Origin of the sequence: Cellulomonas sp. zg-ZUI22, assembly GCF_017353535.1 — a bacterium.
GTDB classification, from domain to species: Bacteria; Actinomycetota; Actinomycetes; order Actinomycetales; family Cellulomonadaceae; genus Cellulomonas; species Cellulomonas wangleii.
In genome coordinates, this window is the sequence record NZ_JAFMUZ010000002.1 from 333,065 (window position 1) to 351,898 (window position 18,834).

Annotated in this window: 16 protein-coding genes; 6 read left to right on the top strand and 10 right to left on the bottom strand. The window is 74.4% G+C overall.

Going from position 1 to position 18,834, the window contains the following annotated elements:
- Positions 1-17: 17 nt before the first annotated feature.
- From J1G43_RS09260 to J1G43_RS09270, 3 genes are read right to left on the bottom strand one after another with little or no spacing between them, the layout of a single operon-like run.
- Positions 18-560, bottom strand: coding sequence for a YbhB/YbcL family Raf kinase inhibitor-like protein (locus J1G43_RS09260; protein WP_207378358.1), 543 nt, complete (start codon positions 558-560; stop codon positions 18-20).
- Between the two features lie 38 nt (positions 561-598).
- Positions 599-2,311, bottom strand: a complete 1,713-nt coding sequence (locus J1G43_RS09265) for a SulP family inorganic anion transporter (RefSeq protein ID WP_207378359.1) — start codon at positions 2,309-2,311, stop codon at positions 599-601.
- A gap of 1 nt (position 2,312) precedes the next feature.
- Positions 2,313-2,711: a metalloregulator ArsR/SmtB family transcription factor gene (locus J1G43_RS09270; protein WP_207370497.1), complete on the bottom strand. Its 399-nt coding sequence runs from the start codon at positions 2,709-2,711 to the stop codon at positions 2,313-2,315.
- 124 nt (positions 2,712-2,835) lie between these two features.
- Between J1G43_RS09270 and J1G43_RS09275 the strand changes: the two genes are divergently transcribed.
- Positions 2,836-3,315 carry a hypothetical protein gene (locus J1G43_RS09275; RefSeq protein ID WP_207378360.1) on the top strand — a complete coding sequence of 160 codons (480 nt, stop codon included), beginning with the start codon at positions 2,836-2,838 and terminating at the stop codon, positions 3,313-3,315.
- Between the two features lie 54 nt (positions 3,316-3,369).
- On the opposite strand, the gene arfB is transcribed toward J1G43_RS09275, so the two are convergent.
- Complete coding sequence (gene arfB / locus J1G43_RS09280) at positions 3,370-3,819, bottom strand: alternative ribosome rescue aminoacyl-tRNA hydrolase ArfB (RefSeq protein ID WP_207341190.1); 450 nt, start codon at positions 3,817-3,819, stop codon at positions 3,370-3,372.
- A 348-nt stretch (positions 3,820-4,167) separates the two neighbouring features.
- Here arfB and J1G43_RS09285 point away from each other — a divergent pair, with 348 nt between their 5' ends.
- Genes J1G43_RS09285 through J1G43_RS09295 form a run of 3 tightly spaced genes read left to right on the top strand, consistent with a single transcriptional unit; the run spans position 4,168 to position 10,260 of the window.
- A complete protein-coding gene (locus J1G43_RS09285; protein ID WP_207370495.1) occupies positions 4,168-5,082 on the top strand; it encodes a hypothetical protein in 915 nt (304 codons plus the stop codon).
- The gene (locus tag J1G43_RS09290) at positions 5,079-6,782 is read left to right on the top strand and encodes a DNA polymerase Y family protein (protein WP_207341192.1); all 1,704 of its coding nucleotides are present in this window, start codon (positions 5,079-5,081) and stop codon (positions 6,780-6,782) included. The genes J1G43_RS09285 and J1G43_RS09290 overlap by 4 nt, the downstream gene beginning before the upstream one ends.
- Positions 6,775-10,260, top strand: a complete 3,486-nt coding sequence (locus J1G43_RS09295; RefSeq protein WP_207370494.1) for an error-prone DNA polymerase — start codon at positions 6,775-6,777, stop codon at positions 10,258-10,260. Before J1G43_RS09290 ends, J1G43_RS09295 begins: the two co-directional genes overlap by 8 nt.
- Before the next feature lie 65 nt (positions 10,261-10,325).
- Here the strand turns inward: J1G43_RS09295 and J1G43_RS09300 are convergent, their stop codons facing one another.
- Together J1G43_RS09300 and J1G43_RS09305 are read right to left on the bottom strand one after the other, a co-directional pair.
- Complete coding sequence (locus J1G43_RS09300; RefSeq protein WP_207378361.1) at positions 10,326-10,598, bottom strand: hypothetical protein; 273 nt, start codon at positions 10,596-10,598, stop codon at positions 10,326-10,328.
- Positions 10,599-11,021: 423 nt separating this feature from the next.
- Complete coding sequence (locus J1G43_RS09305) at positions 11,022-11,396, bottom strand: type II toxin-antitoxin system death-on-curing family toxin (RefSeq protein WP_207341195.1); 375 nt, start codon at positions 11,394-11,396, stop codon at positions 11,022-11,024.
- Between the two features lie 341 nt (positions 11,397-11,737).
- Here J1G43_RS09305 and J1G43_RS09315 point away from each other — a divergent pair, with 341 nt between their 5' ends.
- Entirely contained in the window at positions 11,738-12,034 is a 297-nt protein-coding gene (locus J1G43_RS09315; RefSeq protein WP_207370492.1) for a nucleotidyltransferase family protein, read from the top strand.
- On the top strand, positions 12,024-12,362 hold the full coding sequence (locus J1G43_RS09320; protein ID WP_207341198.1) for a DUF86 domain-containing protein: 339 nt from the start codon (positions 12,024-12,026) through the stop codon (positions 12,360-12,362). The genes J1G43_RS09315 and J1G43_RS09320 overlap by 11 nt, the downstream gene beginning before the upstream one ends.
- A 55-nt stretch (positions 12,363-12,417) precedes the next feature.
- Here J1G43_RS09320 and J1G43_RS09325 read toward each other — a convergent pair whose 3' ends face one another.
- The 4 genes from J1G43_RS09325 to J1G43_RS09340 form a co-directional block, all read right to left on the bottom strand.
- Positions 12,418-13,041 (bottom strand): GNAT family N-acetyltransferase, encoded by a 624-nt coding sequence (locus tag J1G43_RS09325; RefSeq protein ID WP_207341199.1) that lies wholly within the window; start codon positions 13,039-13,041, stop codon positions 12,418-12,420.
- A 267-nt stretch (positions 13,042-13,308) separates the two neighbouring features.
- Positions 13,309-14,361: a Fic family protein gene (locus tag J1G43_RS09330; RefSeq protein ID WP_207341200.1), complete on the bottom strand. Its 1,053-nt coding sequence runs from the start codon at positions 14,359-14,361 to the stop codon at positions 13,309-13,311.
- A 485-nt stretch (positions 14,362-14,846) separates the two neighbouring features.
- Complete coding sequence (locus J1G43_RS09335; protein WP_227563154.1) at positions 14,847-15,197, bottom strand: MazG nucleotide pyrophosphohydrolase domain-containing protein; 351 nt, start codon at positions 15,195-15,197, stop codon at positions 14,847-14,849.
- Complete coding sequence (locus J1G43_RS09340) at positions 15,194-18,622, bottom strand: ATP-binding protein (protein ID WP_207378362.1); 3,429 nt, start codon at positions 18,620-18,622, stop codon at positions 15,194-15,196. Before J1G43_RS09340 ends, J1G43_RS09335 begins: the two co-directional genes overlap by 4 nt.
- Between the last annotated feature and the right edge of the window lie 212 nt (positions 18,623-18,834).

Below are 18,834 nucleotides of genomic sequence, written 5' to 3' on the forward strand. Positions count from 1 at the left end.
GGGCGTCGGTGACCCGCTCAGCGCTGGTACGTCCCCATGAGGACGGCGCGGGCGAGGGTGTGGAACACCAGTGCGCAGCTCGCGGCACCCGGCGGCGTGTCCGGCGTCAGGCCGAGGTCCGCGGTGTCGAGCGCGTGCACGACGGCGTAGTAGCGGTGCACCTGGTCCCCCGGGGGCGGTGCGGCGCCGACGTAGCCGGCCACGCCGTCGTCGCCGCGCAGGTGGTACGCACCGCTCGGCAGCCCGGAGCCGTCGGGGCGCCCCGCGTCGGTGTCGAGGGACGTGACGTCGGGGCCGAGGCCCAGCGCGGTCCAGTGCCACCACCCGGCGACCCCCGGCGCGTCCGGGTCGAACACGTTGACCGCGAACGCGGCGGTCTGCTCGGGGAAGCCGGACCACGCGAGCTGGGGCGAGGCGTTGCTGCCGGACGGGGTGTTGGTGTGCACGTCCGGGATCCGGGCGCCGTGCACCCAGTCCGTGCTGGTGAGGGTGAAGGCCGGGACGGGGGGCAGGAGCGCGTACGGCTCGGGGGCGACAGGACGCGTCAGGGACGTGGGCACGAGAACCTCCGGTCGGCCCCGGCGCCGGTCGCCGGGGGTCAGCCCATCGTGGCGGTGTCCAGGGAGCGGCGCACGTGCGCGCGGGCGTGCGCGAGCGCGTCGTCCAGGTCGTCGAACAGGTGTCGCTCGTCGGCGAGCGCGGCGATGACTCCGAGGCTCTCCGCGAGCCGCTGGTGCTCGGGTCGCAGCCCCTTGAGCAGCACGACGATGCCGCGCCGGCGCAGGTCGTCGATGATCTCGACGAGCGCGTTGGCGCCGCTCGCGTCGAGCATGCGCACGTTGCCCAGCCGCAGCACGACGACGCGCACGTCGCTGACCAGTGCGAGCTCGTCGAGGAACCGGCGCACGTCGGCGAAGAACAGCGCGCCGTCGATGCGGTAGACCGCGATGTGCTCGTGCAGGAGGGTGCGTCCCGTGTCCGCGGTGAGCTGCTCGTGGGACTCCTCCGCCTCGTGCGGCATCGGCTCGCGGTGCAGACCGCTGCTGCGGGCCATCGCGCGCAGCGCCACCACAGCGGCGACGGCGACCCCCACCTCGACGGCCATGACGAGGTCGAAGACGACGGTCACCGCGAGCGTCACGCAGAACACGAGCGCACCGGAGCGCCCGGACCGGCAGATGGCGCGCGCGGTCCGCAGGTCGACCATGCGGGCGGCGGTGACGAGCAGCACGCCGGCCAGCACGGACAGCGGGATGCGCCCGACCAGGGGCCCGGCGAGGTAGATGATCGCGGCCAGCACGAGGGCGTGCATGAGGGCGGCGACCCGGGTGCGCCCGCCGGCGCGGACGTTGACGGCGGTGCGGGCGATCGCCCCGGTCGCCGGCAGGCCGCCGAACAGGCCCGACGCGACGTTGGCCAGGCCCTGGCCGAACAGCTCGCGGTTGGGCCGGGTGCGCTCGATGTCGTCGGCCATGCCGTCGGCGACGCGCGCGGACAGCAGCGACTCCAGGGCAGCGAGCGCCGCCACCGCGAGGGCCGCGGAGAACAGCGCGCTGGTGGTGGCCAGGTCGACGACCGGCAGGTGCGGACCGGGCAGGGAGTCGGGCAGGACGCCGATGCGGTCGACGTCGAGCCGCGCGACCTCGGCGACGAGAGTGGCGAGCACGACGGCCACCAGGGAGGCGGGCAGACCCTTGTGCAGCCGGGGCAGCACGATCATGACGGCCACCACGAGGGCGACGAGGGCGAGCGGCGCGACGGCCTGCGCCCAGTCGGTGGCGCCCAGGGTGCGCAGCGCGACGAGGCCGGCGTTCTCGCCCTCCGCGCGGGGGGTGTCCAGCGCGAGCGGCACCTGCTGCAGCGCGATGACGACGCCGATGCCGCACGTGAACCCCTCGACGACCGGCCACGGGATGTACGCGACGAGGCGGCCGATGCCCAGGACCCCGGCCAGCAGCACGAGGCCGCCGGCCATGATCGCGACGACGGGCACGGCCTCGGCCCCGTGGCGGGCGACCACGGGCAGCAGGACGACCGCCATGGCGCCGGTGGGTCCGCTGACCTGCAGGTGCGACCCGCCGAACACGGCGGCCACGGCACCGGCGACCACCGCGGTGATGAGGCCGGCGGCGGCGCCGAGGCCGGAGGAGACACCGAACCCGAGGGCGAGCGGCAGCGCGACGATGGCGACGGTGAGCCCGGCGATCAGGTCGTGCCGCCACGAGCGCGGCAGGTCGGCGTAGTCGGAGCGGTGGGGGGCGAGTGCGAGCAGGCGTCGCCGGGCGGTCGGCAGGAAGGTCTCGAGGCTCATGTCAGGCGTCGGTGTCGGTGGTGGGGGAGGCAGGGGCGAACGAGGTGGGGGCGGCGAGGGCGGAGGTCTCCTCGAGCCGGTCCCGGTGGCGCGTCGCCGCGTCGACGAGGACGTCACGGGCGGCCGAGAGCATCTCGGCGACGGCGGGCAGCGCGAGCGCGTAGTGCACGGCGTTGCCGGTGCGGTGCGCGGTGACGACACCGGCCCGTCGGAGCACCGCCAGGTGCTGGGACAGGTGCGACGCCTCGAGGCCGAGCTCAGCGAGGAGCTCGCTGACCTGCCGGTCGCGCACGACGAGGAGCTCCAGGGTGCGCACCCGCACCGGGTGGGCGAGGGCCTTGAAGAGGTCGGCCTTGACGTCCGCGAGAGGACGGTCGACTCCGAGGGCGTGCAGGGGCACGAGGCCTCCGGATGGCGGTGTGATGAAACCATCAAATGGTAGCCGCGCCTCCGGTGAGGTCGGGACGGTGTTCCGGCATGCGCGACCGGCACCCTGGCGGCCCGTGCACTCCTAGACTGCGCGCGTGCCATCTCCGCACGGGCGTCGTCGGTCGGTGCTGGTGCGTGCGTCCCTCGTCGGAGCCTGCCTCGCTCTCGGCGGCTGGCTCGTGGCGGTCGTCCAGGGCGTCCTGACGTACAACCGGCTGATGGTGATGGTGAGCGCACGCCAGGCCACGGAGCTGGAGCGGCTGCTGCTCGTGATCGGCGCCGTCCTCCTCGTCGTCCACCTGGTCCAGCGGCGCCGGTGGCGGGGGGTTCTGCGCGCGGGTGCGCGAGGCGACGTCACGGCGACGTGGCTGGCGACGACGGCCGCGCTCGGCGCCGCCTGGTACGGCATCGCCGTCGTCCAGTGGTACCTCGTGGTCCGTCTCGCCTCGACCGGGCCGCAGGACCTGACCCGCGACCCGACGGTCCTGGAGCACCTGCTCCTGACCGGGGCAGGGATCGCGCTCGTCGCGCTGGCCGTGCGCCGCGTGAGTGGTCGGGCGTCCGAGGTGGCCTGAGGGCGGTCCGGCCGTCCTGGTCGGGGCGGCGCGACGTGGGCGCACGTGCTGCCCTCAGCCCACGTCCCCGCGACCGGGGCGGCGACGGTCGCGCTTGACCGACGCCCGCTGCTGCTTCGCCTCGAGGCGCCGCCGCTGTGATCCGCGCGTCGGTCGCGTCGCCCGTCGCGCCGGCCCGGGCGGGGCGAGGGCGTCGGCGACGAGCGCGGCCAGGCGTGCCCGGGCCGCGTCGCGGTTGCGCAGCTGGGAGCGGTGCTCGGAGGCGACGACGGTGAGCACGCCGCCCACGAGCCGCGACGCGAGACGCTCCAGCGCGCGCGCCCGTTGGTCCGGGGTCAGCACCGTGGAGGTCGCGACGTCCCACGACAGCTCGACGCGCGAGTCGGTGGTGTTGACGCTCTGGCCGCCGGGGCCCGACGAGCGTGAGAACCGCCACTGCAGCTCAGCGTCGGGTACCACGAGGGCGGGGGTCACCCGCAGCCCGGCGGACGGCGGGTCGGTCATGGTCCCATCCTCGCCTCTCGTCGGGGCGGTGCGGACTCCCGGCGCGGTCAGTCCTCCGCCGCGGCGGTCTCGGCGCGCAGCAGGGCCGCCGGCCGGACCGTGACGAGGCGCAGGACGCCCTCGGTCGTGTGGCCATCGGCGGTGATCGGGCGACGTGCGGGGCCGGCGCCGTTGCTGTCGGCCCACCCTCCCGGCAGCGGATTGACACCCCTCGAGGTGTCAGCGTCTACTGGCATCATCGAACATGTGTTCGATGATGCGGGACGGCGCGGATGTCCGTAACGCACCGTGGCGTGTCCTGCCCGTGACGGCGAGGGGCGCGGCGGCGGATCGCACGAGGGAGCTGACGTGGCAGGGACGAGCACCGTGGAGCGCGCGGCCCGCGCGCGCGCCGCGCTGGTGGCCGCGGAGCGGCGCACCGGTGCGCGCACGGTGCTGACCGGCGCCCCCGGGGTGGTGGCGGGCGGGGCGCAGGACGCCTCGCCCGGTGCGGTGCACGACGTCCGACGCGACAGCGTGCCCGGCGGTCCGGCGACGGTGCACGCGGCGGCACCGGTCGCTTCGTCCGTCACCTCGTCGGTCGCCCAGCGGCACGACGAGCCGGTGCCCGAGCCCGGTCACCGGCGCACGTCGCTGCTCACCAGCGAGCGTCCGCCGCTGCCCGTGCCGCCGGCGTTGGCCGACCTGCTGCCCGACGGCCTGCGCCGCGGTGCGACCACCTCGGTGCTCGGGTCCACGTCGCTGGCCCTCGGCGTGCTCGCGCACGCGTGCGCGTCGGGGGCGTGGGCCGTGGCCGTCGGGCAGCCGCGGCTCGGCCTGCTGGCAGCCGCGCAGGCGGGGCTCGACCTCGCGCGGTTCGCGCTCGTCCCGGACCCCGGGGCCGACGCCGCCCTCGTGCTGGCCGCGCTGGTCGACGGGATCGACGTCGTGCTCGTCGGGCCGGACGCCCCGCTCGCCGAGGCCGACCGTCGCCGCCTGTCCGCACGTGCACGTGAGCGTGGGGCCGCGCTGGTGACGACCGTGCCGTGGCCCGGTGCCGCCGTCGTGCTCGACGCCGGACCGGTCCGCTGGTCGGGCGTCGGCGACGGGGACGGGCGGCTGCGCACCTGCGAGGTGCAGGTGCGCCGCACCGGCCGCGGCAGCGCCGCCGTCCCGACGTCGGCCGACGTCGTGCTGCCGTTCGCCCCGCCCGGTGAGCACGTGCCCCCGGGTCCCGAGCGCCGCCGTCCCCGGACGGCCGGCGGGTTGCGGCTGGTCGGATGAGCACGCGGACGACGGTCGTGTGGGTGCCCGACTGGCCCGTGGTCGCGGCGATGACCGCCGACGAGGTCCCCCTCGACCTGCCTGCCGCCGTGCACGACGGGCGACGGGTCACCGCCGTGTCGGCGCTCGCCCGCGCCGACGGCGTGCGGCGGGGGATGCGACGACGCCAGGCGCAGGGCGTGAGCCCCGAGCTGGTGCTGCTGCCCGCGGACGACGCGCGCGACGTGCGGCTGTTCGAGCCGGTCGCCGCGGCGACCGAGACGGTCGTCGCCGGCGTCGAGGTCGCGCGTCCCGGCCTGCTCCTGCTGCCCGCCGGCGGTGCGTCGCGGTACCACGGGTCGGAGGAGGCGCTCGCGGAGCGGATCGTCGACGCGGTCGCCCGCGCCACGGGCCACGAGTGCGGCGTCGGGACGGCCGACGGGCTGCTCGCCGCCGTGCTGGCCGCGCGCACCGGGGCCGTCGTCGAGCCCGGGGTGTCGGCGGTGTTCCTCGCACCGCACGGCGTCACCGAGCTCGTGCACGCGACCACCACGCCCGAGCAGGCCGCCGAGGTGATGCGGCTGGTCGACCTGCTGCACCGCCTCGGCCTGCGCACGCTGGGCGCGTTCGCGGCGCTGCCGGCACCGGACGTGCACGCGCGGTTCGGGCGCCTCGGCACGTGGGCGCGCACGCTCGCCCGCGGCCTGGACGAGCGGCCGCCCGCGCGGCGTCGCCCCGAGGCGGACCTGGAGGTGAGCGTCGACCTCGACCCGCCGGTCGACCGCGTCGACACCGCGACGTTCGCCGGGCGGCGCCTGGCAGAGGAGCTGCACGCCGACCTCGTCGCGCGGTCCGTGACGTGCGGGCGGCTGCAGGTCGCGGCACGCACCGACGACGGCACCGAGCTGGTCCGCACGTGGCGCACCGACCTGGGCGGGTGGGGTGCGCTCGCCGCCGCCCGCATCACCGACCGGATCCGCTGGCAGCTCGACGGGTGGCTCACCGCGTCGGCGGTCGCCACGGCGCGGGACCGGCGGCGCGAGGTGTGGGAGCAGGAGCGGGGCGTCGGGTCCGGGCGCCGGCCGGTCGACGTGCGGGCGCCCGGCGACGAGGACGACGTCGCCCCCGTCGCGCTGGTCCGCCTCACGCTCACGGCGCTCGACGTCGCGCCCGCGGGGGCCGAGGCCACGCAGCTGTGGGGCGGCCCGTCGGGCGGTGACCTGCGCGCGCACCGGGCGCTGGAGCGTGCGCAGAGCATCGTCGGCGGGCAGGGGGTCCTCACCGTGACCCTGCAGGGCGGGCGTGACGTGCGCGACCAGGTGCACGTGCGGCCCTGGGGCGAGCAGAGCGACCCACCGCGGCCGCTCGACCGCCCCTGGCCGGGCAGGCTGCCGGACCCGGCGCCGGCGACCGTGCTGGTCGACCCCGTGCGCGTCGAGGTGCGGGACGTCGACGGCGCACCCGTGCGGATCGACCGACGCGGCCGGTTGAGCGGGCGGCCCACCACCGTGCGCGCGGTGTGGTCCGACGTCGACGGCGGCGACCGGGCGCGGGCCGTCGCCGGGTGGGCCGGGCCGTGGCTGCTGTCCGACCGCTGGTGGACGCACCCCGGCGCCGCACCGCAGGTCCGCGGCCACCTGCAGGTCGCGTTCGACGACGGGGGAGCCGTGCTGCTCACGCACACCGACGGGGTCTGGACCTGCGAGGCCGACTATGACTGAGCGCCGCGTCCGGGGGCGGGGCGTGCACGAGGCCCGCACGGACTGGCCCCCGCGGTACGCCGAGCTGCACGCGCACTCCGCCTTCAGCTTCCTCGACGGTGCCAGCCAGCCCGAGGAGCTCGCCGCCGAGGCCGCCCGGCTGGGGCAGAGCGCCTTGGCGCTGACCGACCACGACGGCCTGTACGGCGTCGTGCGGTTCGCGCAGGCGGCGCGAGCCGTCGGGCTGCCCACGGTGTTCGGCGCCGAGCTGCACCTTCCCGCGCCCGATCCCCGCCGGCACCCGCGCGAGAAGCGCCCGACGCCGGGGCCGCCCGTGCTCGACGCGCCGACCGGCGTCCCCGACCCCCGCGCGAGCCACCTGCTGGTGCTCGCGCGCGGGCCCGACGGGTACCGGGCGCTGTCGCGCGCGATCGCCGAGGGGCACCTGCGCACCGGCCGCAAGGGCGCCGCGGAGTACCACCTGGAGGAGCTGGCGCAGGCGGCTGCCGGGCAGTGGCTCGTGCTGACCGGGTGCCGCAAGGGCGCGGTGCGGCGCGCGCTCGCGGGCGGTGACCCGTCGGGCGTGCTCGGGGTGGCTCCCGGCGGGCTGGAGTCCGCGCGCCGCGAGCTCGACCGGCTCGTCGCGCTGTTCGGGCGCGACAACGTGGCCGTCGAGACCACGGTGCACGGTGACGCGTACGACACCGACCGCGCGGACGCGCTCGCCGCCCTGGCGAGCGAGGCGAACCTGCCGCTGGTCGCGACCGGCAACGTCCACTACGCCACCGAGCGCGACGCGGACCTGGCGCAGGCGCTGGCGGCCGTGCGCGCGCGGTCCTCCCTCGACGACCTCGACGGGTGGCTGCCCGGCGCTCCCGTCGCCCACCTGCGTTCGGCGACCGAGATGCTCTACCTGCACCGCCGGCACCCCAGCGCCGTGAGCACGGCCGCGGACCTGGCCGCGGAGTGCGCGTTCGACCTGTCGCTCGTCGCCCCGAGCCTGCCGCCGTACCCCGTGCCGGACGGGCACACCGAGGCGACGTGGTTGCGCGAGCTCGTGCGTCGCGGTGCGCTCGAGCTGTACGGGCCGCCGGAGGCTGAGCGCGTGCCCGGTGCGTACGCGCAGCTGCAGCACGAGCTGCGCGTCATCGAGGACCTCGGGTTCTGCGGCTACTTCCTCGTGGTCTACGAGCTGGTCGACTTCTGCCGTCGCAACGGGATCATGGCGCAGGGGCGCGGCTCGGCGGCCAACTCCGCGGTCTGCTACGTGCTGCGCGTCACCGCGGTCGACCCCGTGAAGCACGGCCTGCTGTTCGAGCGGTTCCTCGCCCCGGAGCGCGACGGCCCGCCGGACATCGACGTCGACATCGAGTCCGCGCGCCGTGAGGAGGTCATCCAGCACGTCTACGCCATGCACGGGCGCACGCACGCCGCGCAGGTCGCCAACGTCATCTCCTACCGGCCGCGCTCGGCGGTGCGCGACGCTGCCCGGGCGCTGGGGTACGACGCGGGGCAGCAGGACGCGTGGAGCTCGTCGATCGAGCGGTGGGGGAGCCTGCGCGGGCAGGAGAAGCCCAGCCCGTGGTGGCACCTGACGCGCTCCGGGCCGGTGGCGCCGGAGACGCCGGGGCGTCCGACCGCTGACAACCACGACGTCGTCCCGGCGCACCTGCCGCCGGCCGCGGCGGACACCGAGGACATCCCCGAGCACGTCATCGACCTGGCCGAGCGGTTCCTGCGGCTGCCGCGGCACCTGGGCATCCACTCCGGCGGCATGGTGATGTGCGACCGGCCGGTCATCGAGGTGTGCCCGGTGGAGTGGGCGCGCATGGAGGGCCGCACGGTCCTGCAGTGGGACAAGGAGGACTGCGCCGACGCCGGCCTGGTGAAGTTCGACCTGCTGGGCCTGGGCATGCTCACCGCGCTGCGGCTGGCGTTCACCGAGGTCGAGAAGCACGAGGGCGTCGTGCTCGACCTGCACGGGCTGCCGCACGAGGACCCGGCGGTGTACGAGCTGCTGTCCGCCGCCGACACCGTGGGCGTGTTCCAGGTGGAGTCCCGTGCGCAGATGGGGACGCTGCCGCGGCTGCGGCCGCAGAAGTTCTACGACATCGTGGTGGAGGTCGCGCTCATCCGGCCCGGGCCGATCCAGGGCGGGTCGGTGCACCCGTACATCGAGCGCGCCCAGGGCCGGCAGAAGGTCACGTACCTGCACCCGTCGCTGGAGAAGTCGCTGAGCAAGACCCTCGGTGTGCCGCTGTTCCAGGAGCAGCTCATGCAGATGGCCATCGACGTCGCGGACTTCACGCCCGCCGAGGCCGACCAGCTGCGCCGCGCCATGGGGTCGAAGCGGTCCGTCGAGCGCATGGAGGCGATGCGGGCGCGGCTCATGGACGGCATGGCGGCCAAGGGCATCGGGCCGAAGGTGCGCGAGGAGATCTTCGACAAGCTCAAGGCGTTCGCGGACTTCGGGTTCCCCGAGTCGCACGCGTACTCGTTCGCGTTCCTCGTGTACGCGAGCTCGTGGCTCAAGGTGCACCACCCGGCCGCGTTCTACGCCGGCCTGCTCGCGGCGCAGCCCATGGGCTTCTACTCGCCGCAGTCGCTCGCTGCCGACGCGCGACGGCACGGCATCGACGTGCTGCGTCCGGACGTGCAGGCGTCCGACGTGCTGGCGGTCGTCGAGCGGGTGGGCACGACACCGCCCGGCGGTGAGCCGCGCCTGGTGGCGCAGCCCAGCGGCACCGGTCCGACCCGGCCCGTGGGGGTGCGCACTGGCGAGGGGTCGGTGCGCTCGCTGGCGGTGCGGCAGGGGCTGACGCAGGTGCGGACCATCGGCGAGGACGTCGCGCGTGCCCTCGTCGACGCGCGCACCGCGCGCGGCCCGTTCGCCGACCTGCACGACCTGGTGCAGCGTGTGCAGCTCACCACCGCGCAGCTCGAGGCGCTCGCGACGGCCGGTGCGCTGGACTCCCTCGGGGTGGACCGGCGGGCGGGGCTGTGGGCAGCGGGTGCGCTCGCGCAGGAGGGACCGGACACGCTGCCCGGGGTGGCCGTCGGTGTGAAGGCCCCGACGCTGCCGGGGCTGTCGGACGTCGAGGTCGCGACCGCCGACGTGTGGGCGACGGGGGTGTCGGTCGACTCCTACCCGACGCAGTTCGTCCGCGAGGGTCTGGACGAGGCCGGTGTGCTGCGCGTCGAGCAGGCGTTCCGCACCGAGGAGGGCCGCCGCATCGCCGTCGCCGGCGTCGTCACGCACCGCCAACGCCCGGGCACAGCCGGGGGAGTGACCTTCCTGTCCCTGGAGGACGAGACCGGGCTGCTCAACATCGTGTGCTCCGCCGGGCTGTGGCAGAGGTTCCGGCGGACGGCCCGGACGGCGAAGGCGATGGTCGTGCGGGGGCGGCTGGAGAAGGCGGACGGGGCGACCAACCTCGTCGCGGAGCACCTCAGTCCGTTGTCGTTGAAGGTGCGGAGCAGGTCGCGGGACTTCCAGTAGGACCGCGCCTGCGGCCGGTGACCGCCCTGCGTCGAGCTGATCCAGTCAGCGTCGAGCGGATCCTGTCAGGAGGCGTGCTTCCGTCCGTACCGTTGCCGTGCGGCCTCGCCGCTCGTGCCGACTGCGGCGCCGATGACCTCCCACGGGGTGTGCGACTCCCGCGCCGCGGCGACGGCCTCCGCGATCTCACGCTCGGCAGCTGCGCGCTTGAGCGCAGCGAGCCGCATCTGCGTGACCGGCGAGACGGTGTCCCGGTCCTCCGGGCGCGGCTCGTACGCCTCGAACGTGTCGGCCAGGTCGTCGGCCTGAGCCAGGATCTCCTCCAAGGAGCGGGGCATGGGCATCACCTCAGGAACGTCGAGCGAGCGGGCATCGCGTGCACCACGTGGAGGTCGCCGTACCGCTCGACGACACCGACCTCGATGAGAGACCACCGCTGTGGTCCGGACCGATGACCATCGTCATCCCGTCGCCCACGTCGAACAGGTCGACGTGGTTCTCCAGCGCGTGCCTCATCGACCCTCCGGGACACCGTGGCGAAAGGCGCTGTGGAGCACGATCAGCTCGTTGTCCACCTCGACAAGTGAGCTTTGCGACGTGCTCCGTGGGCAAGCATGCGACGACCTCTGCGCGCTGGACCGGCTGCGGGTCGGACAGCTGCCCCATTCGCGACCGCGTCCGGGGCTCAGGGTGCTGTCGAGCGAGCAGCCCTGCCCGCGGGACACACCGGTATCGCCTTGGCAGAGTCGGTGCTGCTGCGCTCACCAGGCTTCGGTGAGGTGTGCGAGGCGCTCGCGGATGCTCTCGACGTCGTCCACCCGGCCGGCAGCGACATCCATGATGAGGTCGTAGGCGTCGTCGTTCGTGGCGACGAGTCGTGTGCCGTTGACGCCGAGGAACACGATCGTGCCTGCGAGTGCCAGCCTCTTGTTCCCGTCCAGAAGTGCGTGGTTTCGGGTCAGTGAATGAAGGAGCGCTGCGGCCTTGGCGAGGAGGTCGGGGTAGGCGTCGGTCCCGCCGATCTGAGTCCGTGGTCGTGCGGCTGCCGACTCCACGAGGCCGATGTCACGCACGACCAGATCGCCGACGACGCGCCGCGCGACGACGAGCAGCTCTTCGGCGGTGAGGTAGATCATCGACCGAGTCGCTCGAGCGCCTCTGCGTAACGGGGGAGCTCGCTGTCCATCACGGCGTTGACGAGGTCCTCTCGTGAGGTGCGCTCGATGTAGTCGCGAACGGCTTGACGGGCTACGTCCTGCATCGAACGGTGCTCGACCTCCGCGCGGCGCCTCAGGGCCTCTGTCTCGGCCGTGTCGAGTCGAAGAGTCATTGCCATACGGCCAAGGTATCAGCCGCGGTATCAGACGCCGGCGACGCAGGCCGCGAGGGTGTATCTGCAACTGATCGCCTTGGCGGGCTCGGTGGGGTTGCGTGCACGGACCTGCCGCCGCGGCTGGCTGACGACTAGCCTGTCGCCATGATCCACGTCGACGAGCGCCAGTACCGCGCGCTGGTCGACCTGTGCGCGAGATTCGGGTTCGCCAGGCTCGACGTCTTCGGGTCGGTAGCTCGTGGCGAGGAGCGCGCGGACTCCGACATCGACGTGCTCTACGACCTGCTCCCCGGGCGGCATGTGACCTGGGAGATCATCGATGCCGCGGAGGAGATGTCGGAGATCCTCGGACGTCCGGTGGACCTCGTCTCACGCAGGGCGGTGCACCCGCTGCTGCGTGAGCGAATCGAGACAGAGGCTCGGGCGCTCTATGCGGCCTGACGTGCTGTTCGTCGCCGAGATGATCGACGCCGCGACACGCATCGTCACGTTGAGCGCCGACCGTGACGCGCACGCCGTCGACCAGGACGCGACGGTGCGTGAGGCGCTGCTGTGGAACTTCACCGTCCTCGGAGAGGCGGCGAAGCAGGTCTCCCAGGAGACGCGGGAACGGCATCCAGATGTGCCGTGGCGCCGCGCCGCGGGACTGCGCAACCGGATCGTGCACGGGTACTGGTCGACCGACACCGACGTTCTCGTCTCGACGGCGCATGACGTGATCCCGGCTCTGCTGGTCCAGCTGACCAGGGTCCAGGACTCGCTCGGCTGAACGTGCCCGACCGGGTGGGTCGACAACTGGTCGCCTCAGTGAGGGCGGATGTCCCTCACGGTCGGTGCTTGCGGGCGAGTGTGTCCGGAGCCGGGCGACCCTGCTGCTGACGCGCACGCAGCATCCGCATGGTGGCGATCGATGGTCGGATCGCGGAGTACAGCAGCATGTCCACCCGTCGCCCGCCGATCACCTGCCGGCTGCGCAGCAGCCCTTCGCGTTCGTAGCCGGCGTTCTCGGCGGTGCGGGTGGACGCCACGTTCCACGGCTCGATGAGGAGCTCGATGCGGTGCAGCTCGGGGATGGTCCACGCGAACGCGGTGACCGCCGTCAGAGCACGCGCCGCGACGCCTCGGCCGCGTTCGGTCGGTGCGACGCCGTACCCGGCGGTCGCGCGCCCGTGCTCGATGTCGGCGAGCCACAGCCCGACCTGCCCGAGGGCGCGGTCGTCGGCGGCGTCGGCGACGCAGAACGAGTACCCGGCACCCGTGACCAGGCGTTCGTGCTGCCGGTCGATCCACTCCTGGGCCTGCGCGGCCGTGGCATCGGCCACCAGCGTGCCGGTCAGGGGCGTGTACGGGTCCGTGGAGAGGTCCTGGACCATCCCGACGTCGCGGGGTCCGAACGCCCGCAGGCGGACGCCACCGAACGTCGGGGCGGGCGTCGGCAGCACGAGCATGCGGACAGTGTCGACGCACTGCCGAACCTCGTCCACGGCTCCGCGCTGGCGACTTCGTGCCTCGAGCATCCGCGCGGTGCCGCCGTGCGCGGAGCACTCCGAAGCGGAAGCGCGCACCTCGTGTCCCACCCGCAGGTACGAGCCGGTGGTCGCCCCGCTCCCTCCGCGGACCCGAACCCGCCCGTGGGCGTGGATCACGCTGGGTCTCATCGCCGTGGTCGCCGCGGGCGCATTCGTCGCGACAGGGCTCGAGGTCTGCGCTGCGCGCTACCGCGTGCGCACCGTGCTCCACGTCGCGCTGCGGCCCACACCGTCCACCTCGACCAGTCCGTCGTTCCTCAGCTCGCCGAGGACGAGCCGGATCGTCTGGTCGGAGACCCCGGGCAGCGCGGTCCGGGCATCGCTCATGCGGAACGAGCGCCCTGCGTGATGCAGCACGTAGGTGCGGACGCGCTCCTGCTTGCTCCGGCCGCTACGTGCCGTGGCGACGAGGGAGGAGAGCTGCTCGGAGCAGTCCGCCAGTGCCCGGACCAGGGAGTGCAGCCACGGCCACGGATCGTGCCGGGCGCCCTGCCAGTCCGCGGTCGAGTCGAGCAGTGCGGCGGCGTGCGCCTCGGCTGACCGCGCGATGGCCGCGTCGAGCGACACGTACCGCGCGACGTCGTACCCGGCATCGTGCAGCAGGCCCGGCGTCAGGGCACGCGCGAGCCGGCCGTTGGCGGTGGTGAAGGGGCGGATCGCCACGAGGTCGAGCACGAACAGGCCGGTGAGCAGGACGGGATGATGGCGGTCGGTGGCGAGCGCACCGCGGTAGCGCGCGATCAGCTCGTCGAGGTGGTGGGGGACGTCGGCCACCGCGACGGGTGTGAAGCGCTTGACCCGCGCGGCACGCGGGTCGCGGTCCAGGACGACGCTCTCGACCCGCCGGAGCCGTCCGCCCGGTGTCGGGGTGTGTGCGAGCAGCAGCCGGTGGACGTCCAGGACCAGGTCGACGTCCAGGGGCCCCCGGTCCTCCTGGGCGACGTGATCGAAGGCGTCGCGGCACCCGGCGAGCGTCTGCTCCTCGCGTCCCCGCAACCGATCGGCCTCACCAGCGACGATGTCCGCTGCGCGTCGCCGCGGGACGACGACCCCGTCGAGGGCTGCCGACGACTCGATGCTCGCGGGGCGTGCACGGTCGGCCAGGCTCGACAGGAGGCCGGGCAGGACGTCCGGGAGCAACGCCGCGCTGCCGCGCACCGTGTCCACGACGCGGAGGTCCGCGACGACGTCGAACGGGACGGACCCGATCAGGGAGTCGAGGTCCTCGAACGACTTCACGCTGTCACCAGGTCTCACCAATCGCTACAGAAGATGCCATCAATTGGTGAGTTTAGCTGCTGGTTAGCGATTTGACCGGCGTGGTGACGGCTGGTGCGCGCACGTCGCTGCCGAGGCTGAGGGCAAGGTCCTCGTGTGCACGGCCAGCTCGACGCACCGCGTGCGGAGGTACTCGTCGAACAGCAGCGGGTGGCCTTGGTGGCGCACGGCGGTCGGTGGGCTCCTGCGGGAGCCGGGCGCGCAGGCGGTCGAGCGCGGCGGCCACCTCGGTGGTGCGCCCTTCGACGCCCTGCGCTCGACCTGGAGCACACGCTGCGCGACAGGTGCGCCGGGAGCTCTCCGACGCTCATGCCGCCGAGCACGGACGGGTCGTGCCACGCGCGGGCCACCGCGTGGCTCGTCACGAGGTCCACGGCCGTGTCCGCCCCGGCGCGGTAGGCGTCTCGCGCTGCCGTCGCCATGGCCGCGAGTATGCCGTCGCGTCGTCAGGAGCCGGGGCGGTCCTCGTCGGGGGTGAGGTGTGCGGTCAGCTCGTCCATCGTCCTGCTGAACGCCGCGGACAGGTCGACCCCGTACGCGTCGGCGAGCACGAGGACCGACCACAGGCAGTCGGCGAGCTCGTGCGCGAGGGCGTCGTCGAGGTCGGCGCGGGGGCGTACGCCCGCCTTGCCCTGCACGAGCTTGGCCAGGTCACCGACGTCGCCGACGAAGCCGAGCATGATCTCCTCGGTCGTCCACGTCCGCCCGTACCGCGCGGCCTCTGCCCGCGCGTAGAGCTCACGCACCGCGACGGCGCGCCGCTGCAGCGCGGCGAGGTCGTCGCCGTCGCCGGTCACTCGGCCGGCCCGTCCGCCGGGAGCCCTGCCACCGGCTTGGTCCGCGACCGGCCCGTGGCGTCCTTGAGCACGACGTACTTGAGGTCCACGTGCGGCTCCAGCGCGCTGAACTTGTCGTTCGGCGCGCCGATGATCAGCTGGAAGCCCAGCCCGCGCCACGCGCCGATGGCGCGTCCGGTGAACCGGGCGTCGGCCTTGATGAGGGCCTCGTCGAGGAACACCGGCGCGTACCGGGGGCGCGCGGCACCCGCGTCGCCGAGCTGGTAGCGCAGCGCCGCGCCGACGATGAACGCCACGAGCTCCTGCGACTCCCCGCCGGACTTCTCGCCGATGTGGTCGTACAGCGCGACGTGGTTCCCGTCGAGGTCGACCTTCTCGGCCGACAGCCGCACGTGCCGGCGCACGTCCACGAGGTCGGCGAAGTCGGGGGAGGTGCGCCGGATGCGGTCGATGACCTTCGCCATCCGGTGGTACCGGCGCTCGCGCTCGGCGTCCGTCGCCTCGGTCGAGAGCACCTCGCGCAGGTCGCGCAGCTCCTTGCGGAACCGGGCGACGACGGTCGACTGGGTGTCGCGGGCGTCGATGCGCAGGCGGTGGTCGTCGTCCGCGAACGGCAGGTCCGCGAGGATGTCGTTGACCGGGCGGATGCGCTCCTTGATCTCGCGCACCGAGCGCGACAGCGCGCTGTGCAGGTCGGCCAGGTCGTTGCCGGACAGCCGCAGCAGGCTCTTGCGCCACTCGGCCTCGAGCTCGTGCAGGCCCTGGGCCTGCAGCTCGGTGAGGATCCGGTCGTAGTCGCCGTACGAGGCGTCGGGGTCGGTGCCGAGGTTCGGGTCGGGCCAGCGCTCGACGAACGTCTCGAACGTGCGGCGCAGGGCGTCGCGCGCGGTGGCGACGGTCTGCTGCGCGGCCTGCCGGTCGGCGCGCAGCAGGTCGGCGGCGCGCGACACGACGGCGTCGAACGCGTCGAGCGCTGCCGACGGGTCGGTGCGCGCGTCGTCGCCCGGCAGGTCCGCGGCGGTGCCGCCCGGCAGGTCCGCGGCGGTGCCGCTCGGCAGGTCCGCGGCGGTGCCGCCCAGCACGTGCTCGAGGTACGCCCGCTGCTCCGGGTCGAGCTGGGTCCCCGCGTCGTGCGCGGCGTCCAGCGCGCCCTGGGCGACGTCGACCGCGTCGGTCGTCGCCGACCAGCGTTCCCCGAGGTCGCCCGCGGCGCCCTTGGTGCGCCCGAGCTGCTCGGTGAGGTCCTGGATGAGCACCTCGAGCTCGACGGCCCGTTGCTGCAGGCGCACCACGTCGGGGTTGCCGGACGTGACCTCGTCGACGACGAACTGCCAGCGGTCGCGCTCGGCCTCGACGCCCGCGACGTCGACCTGGTCCCACGTGAGCTCGACCACGGCGGTGTACGCGCGCAGCGTCGCGTCGTGCCGGTCCCAGGCGGCCTCCGCCTCCTCGACGCGGGCCTCCGCGGACGTGAGCCGCGCCTCGGCGGCCTCGACCTGCCGCTCCAGGTCGCTCAGGCGGCGCGTGTTCGTGAAGCCGAGCACGTTGCGGGCGCCCTGCCCGCCGTGCGCGCCGCGACGCCCCTCGGAGACCTGGCCGCCGCGCGTCAGCGCCTTCTCGTGCTGCGCGAGCTCCCCGGGGGTGTCCACGCAGACGTACGCGAACCGTGACGCGAGCTCACCCTTCAGCCAGCCCGTGAACGGGCTCTGCCGGTAGTCCAGCCGGCCGGGCAGCGTGCGGCCGTCCATGCCGACGTCGTCGCGCAGGTCCGTGGGGACGCCCTCGAAGCGGATGCGCCGGCCCGTGCGGACCGTGTCGATGGCACGCCGGAACGCCTGCAGGTGGGCGATGTCGATCAGCAGGAGCGTCGCGAACCCGCCGAGCGCGAGGTTGAACGCGTCACGCCACGGCTCGTGCTCGGTGCGGACCTCGACCAGCTCGGCGACGAACGGCAGGTCCTCGGGTGCGAGGCCCGCTGCCTGAGCCAGTGCCGCGCGCGTCGCGTGCAGGTCGCCCGGGATGTTGTCGTGGCGGTGCCGCGCGTCGTCGTGGTCACGGCGCAGGACGGCCAGGTCGGCCGACGCCTCCTTGCGCTCGGACATCGCGTCGAACAGCGCCTGCCGGGCGCCGGCCTTGGCGTCGGAGTCGGCGAGCGCGTGCCGCGCACGGGCGACGAGGTCGGTGAACTCCTCGAGCGTCGTGACCGACGTGCCGAGCGTCGAGGTGAGGACCTCCTCGAGCCGGGCGCGAGCCCGGGTGACCTCGTCCAGCCGGGTCGCGACACCGCGCAGCTCCCGCTGCGCGGTGGCGAGCCGGTCGCCCCCGGACGCCCACAGCGTCTGCTTGACGCCGTCGAGCTCCGTGCGGGCGGCGGCGATGCGGGCGGAGGTCTCCGCGGCCAGGCGCTGGGCCTCGCGGTGCCGGCCCTGCAGGTCCGTCTCGACGTCCCGCAGCAGTCCCAGGCGCCGCTCGTGGCGCCACAGCGCGGCCGGTGAGGTGCCGTCGTCGAACCCGCCGACGGCGTCGACGACGCGCAGCCGGGCCGCGGCCTGCTCGATCGCCGCACGGTGCTCCCGGATCGGGTCGAGCGCCTTGACCTGCTGCCGCGCCGTGATCATCTGCTCGCGCGTGCCCGTGAGCTTGTCGAACTGCTCGACGACCGCGTCGGCCGTGGCGAACGTGTCGGGCTCCTCGAGCACCATCGCCTTGTACAGCGCGTCGACGGTCGTGATCTGCTGCCCGGCCTGGATGCGCCCCAGCAGGGCCACGGCCTTGCCGCCGTCGCCCGCGGCGCCGATGCCGAGCGTCGAGTGCAGCCGCGCGGTGAACTCGCGGTCGGTGTCGAAGCAGGTGAGGCCCGCGGCGGCCACCGCGGAGCGCGTCAGGCGCTGTGCCGCTGCCGGCTCGAGCGCCCGTAGGTCGAACTCCGTCTCGCACGTCGCCCGCACGGCCGCGACGTCCTCGAGCGTGCGCGCCGACGACGGCACGTACCACCCGCGCACCGCGGTGAAGCGGGTGCCCGACTGGTCGGCCCACGTCATCGCGATCGCCGACCACGTGTCCTTGCCGTCGCCGCGCAGCACCCGCTGGCGGGTGCCCTCCTCGGTGCGGGACTCGTCGAGCTTGCCGCGCGCGTAGGACAGGATGTTGCGCTGGTCCTTGCCGCGCGGACGGCCCACGACCCCGCCGTTGGACGCGCCGTTGAAGGGCGTGGTGTGCGGCATGAGCAGCGCGATGTACGCGTCCATCAGCGTGGACTTGCCGGACCCCGACCCGCCGGACAGCAGCGTCGCGGTTGACGCCAGGCGCACCCGGTGGTGCCCGTCGTAGCCGCCCCAGTTGACCAGCTGCAGGTCCAGCGCCACCCACTGCTGACCCGTCGACGCCGCGGGGATCAGCCCGAACAGCGAGTCGACCATCGTCACGGTGCCGTCTCCTCGTCGTCGTCGGACGCCTGGTCCGCCAGTGCCTCGTCGATCGTCCCCTGGCCGGGGATCTCCTCGACCGGGCTGCCCGGGACCGCCTCGCCCGGCGGCTCGGGCGCCTCGCCGGCGGTCGTCGGGTCGGTGCGGCCGTCCTGCTCCGCCGTCCCTGCGGACTCGGTCTCCCCGTCCGTCCCGGCGTCCTCGACGTCGCT

Excerpts from the sequence above, each read along its gene's own strand:
- J1G43_RS09265 (WP_207378359.1), bottom strand. The coding sequence starts at position 2,311 with ATGAGCCTCGAGACCTTCCTGCCGACCGCCCGGCGACGCCTGCTCGCA.
- arfB (WP_207341190.1), bottom strand. The coding sequence starts at position 3,819 with ATGACCGACCCGCCGTCCGCCGGGCTGCGGGTGACCCCCGCCCTCGTG.
- J1G43_RS09290 (WP_207341192.1), top strand. The coding sequence starts at position 5,079 with ATGAGCACGCGGACGACGGTCGTGTGGGTGCCCGACTGGCCCGTGGTC.
- J1G43_RS09295 (WP_207370494.1), top strand. The coding sequence starts at position 6,775 with ATGACTGAGCGCCGCGTCCGGGGGCGGGGCGTGCACGAGGCCCGCACG.
- J1G43_RS09300 (WP_207378361.1), bottom strand. The coding sequence starts at position 10,598 with ATGCCCCGCTCCTTGGAGGAGATCCTGGCTCAGGCCGACGACCTGGCC.
- J1G43_RS09305 (WP_207341195.1), bottom strand. The coding sequence starts at position 11,396 with ATGATCTACCTCACCGCCGAAGAGCTGCTCGTCGTCGCGCGGCGCGTC.
- J1G43_RS09315 (WP_207370492.1), top strand. The coding sequence starts at position 11,738 with ATGATCCACGTCGACGAGCGCCAGTACCGCGCGCTGGTCGACCTGTGC.
- J1G43_RS09320 (WP_207341198.1), top strand. The coding sequence starts at position 12,024 with ATGCGGCCTGACGTGCTGTTCGTCGCCGAGATGATCGACGCCGCGACA.
- J1G43_RS09325 (WP_207341199.1), bottom strand. The coding sequence starts at position 13,041 with ATGCTCGTGCTGCCGACGCCCGCCCCGACGTTCGGTGGCGTCCGCCTG.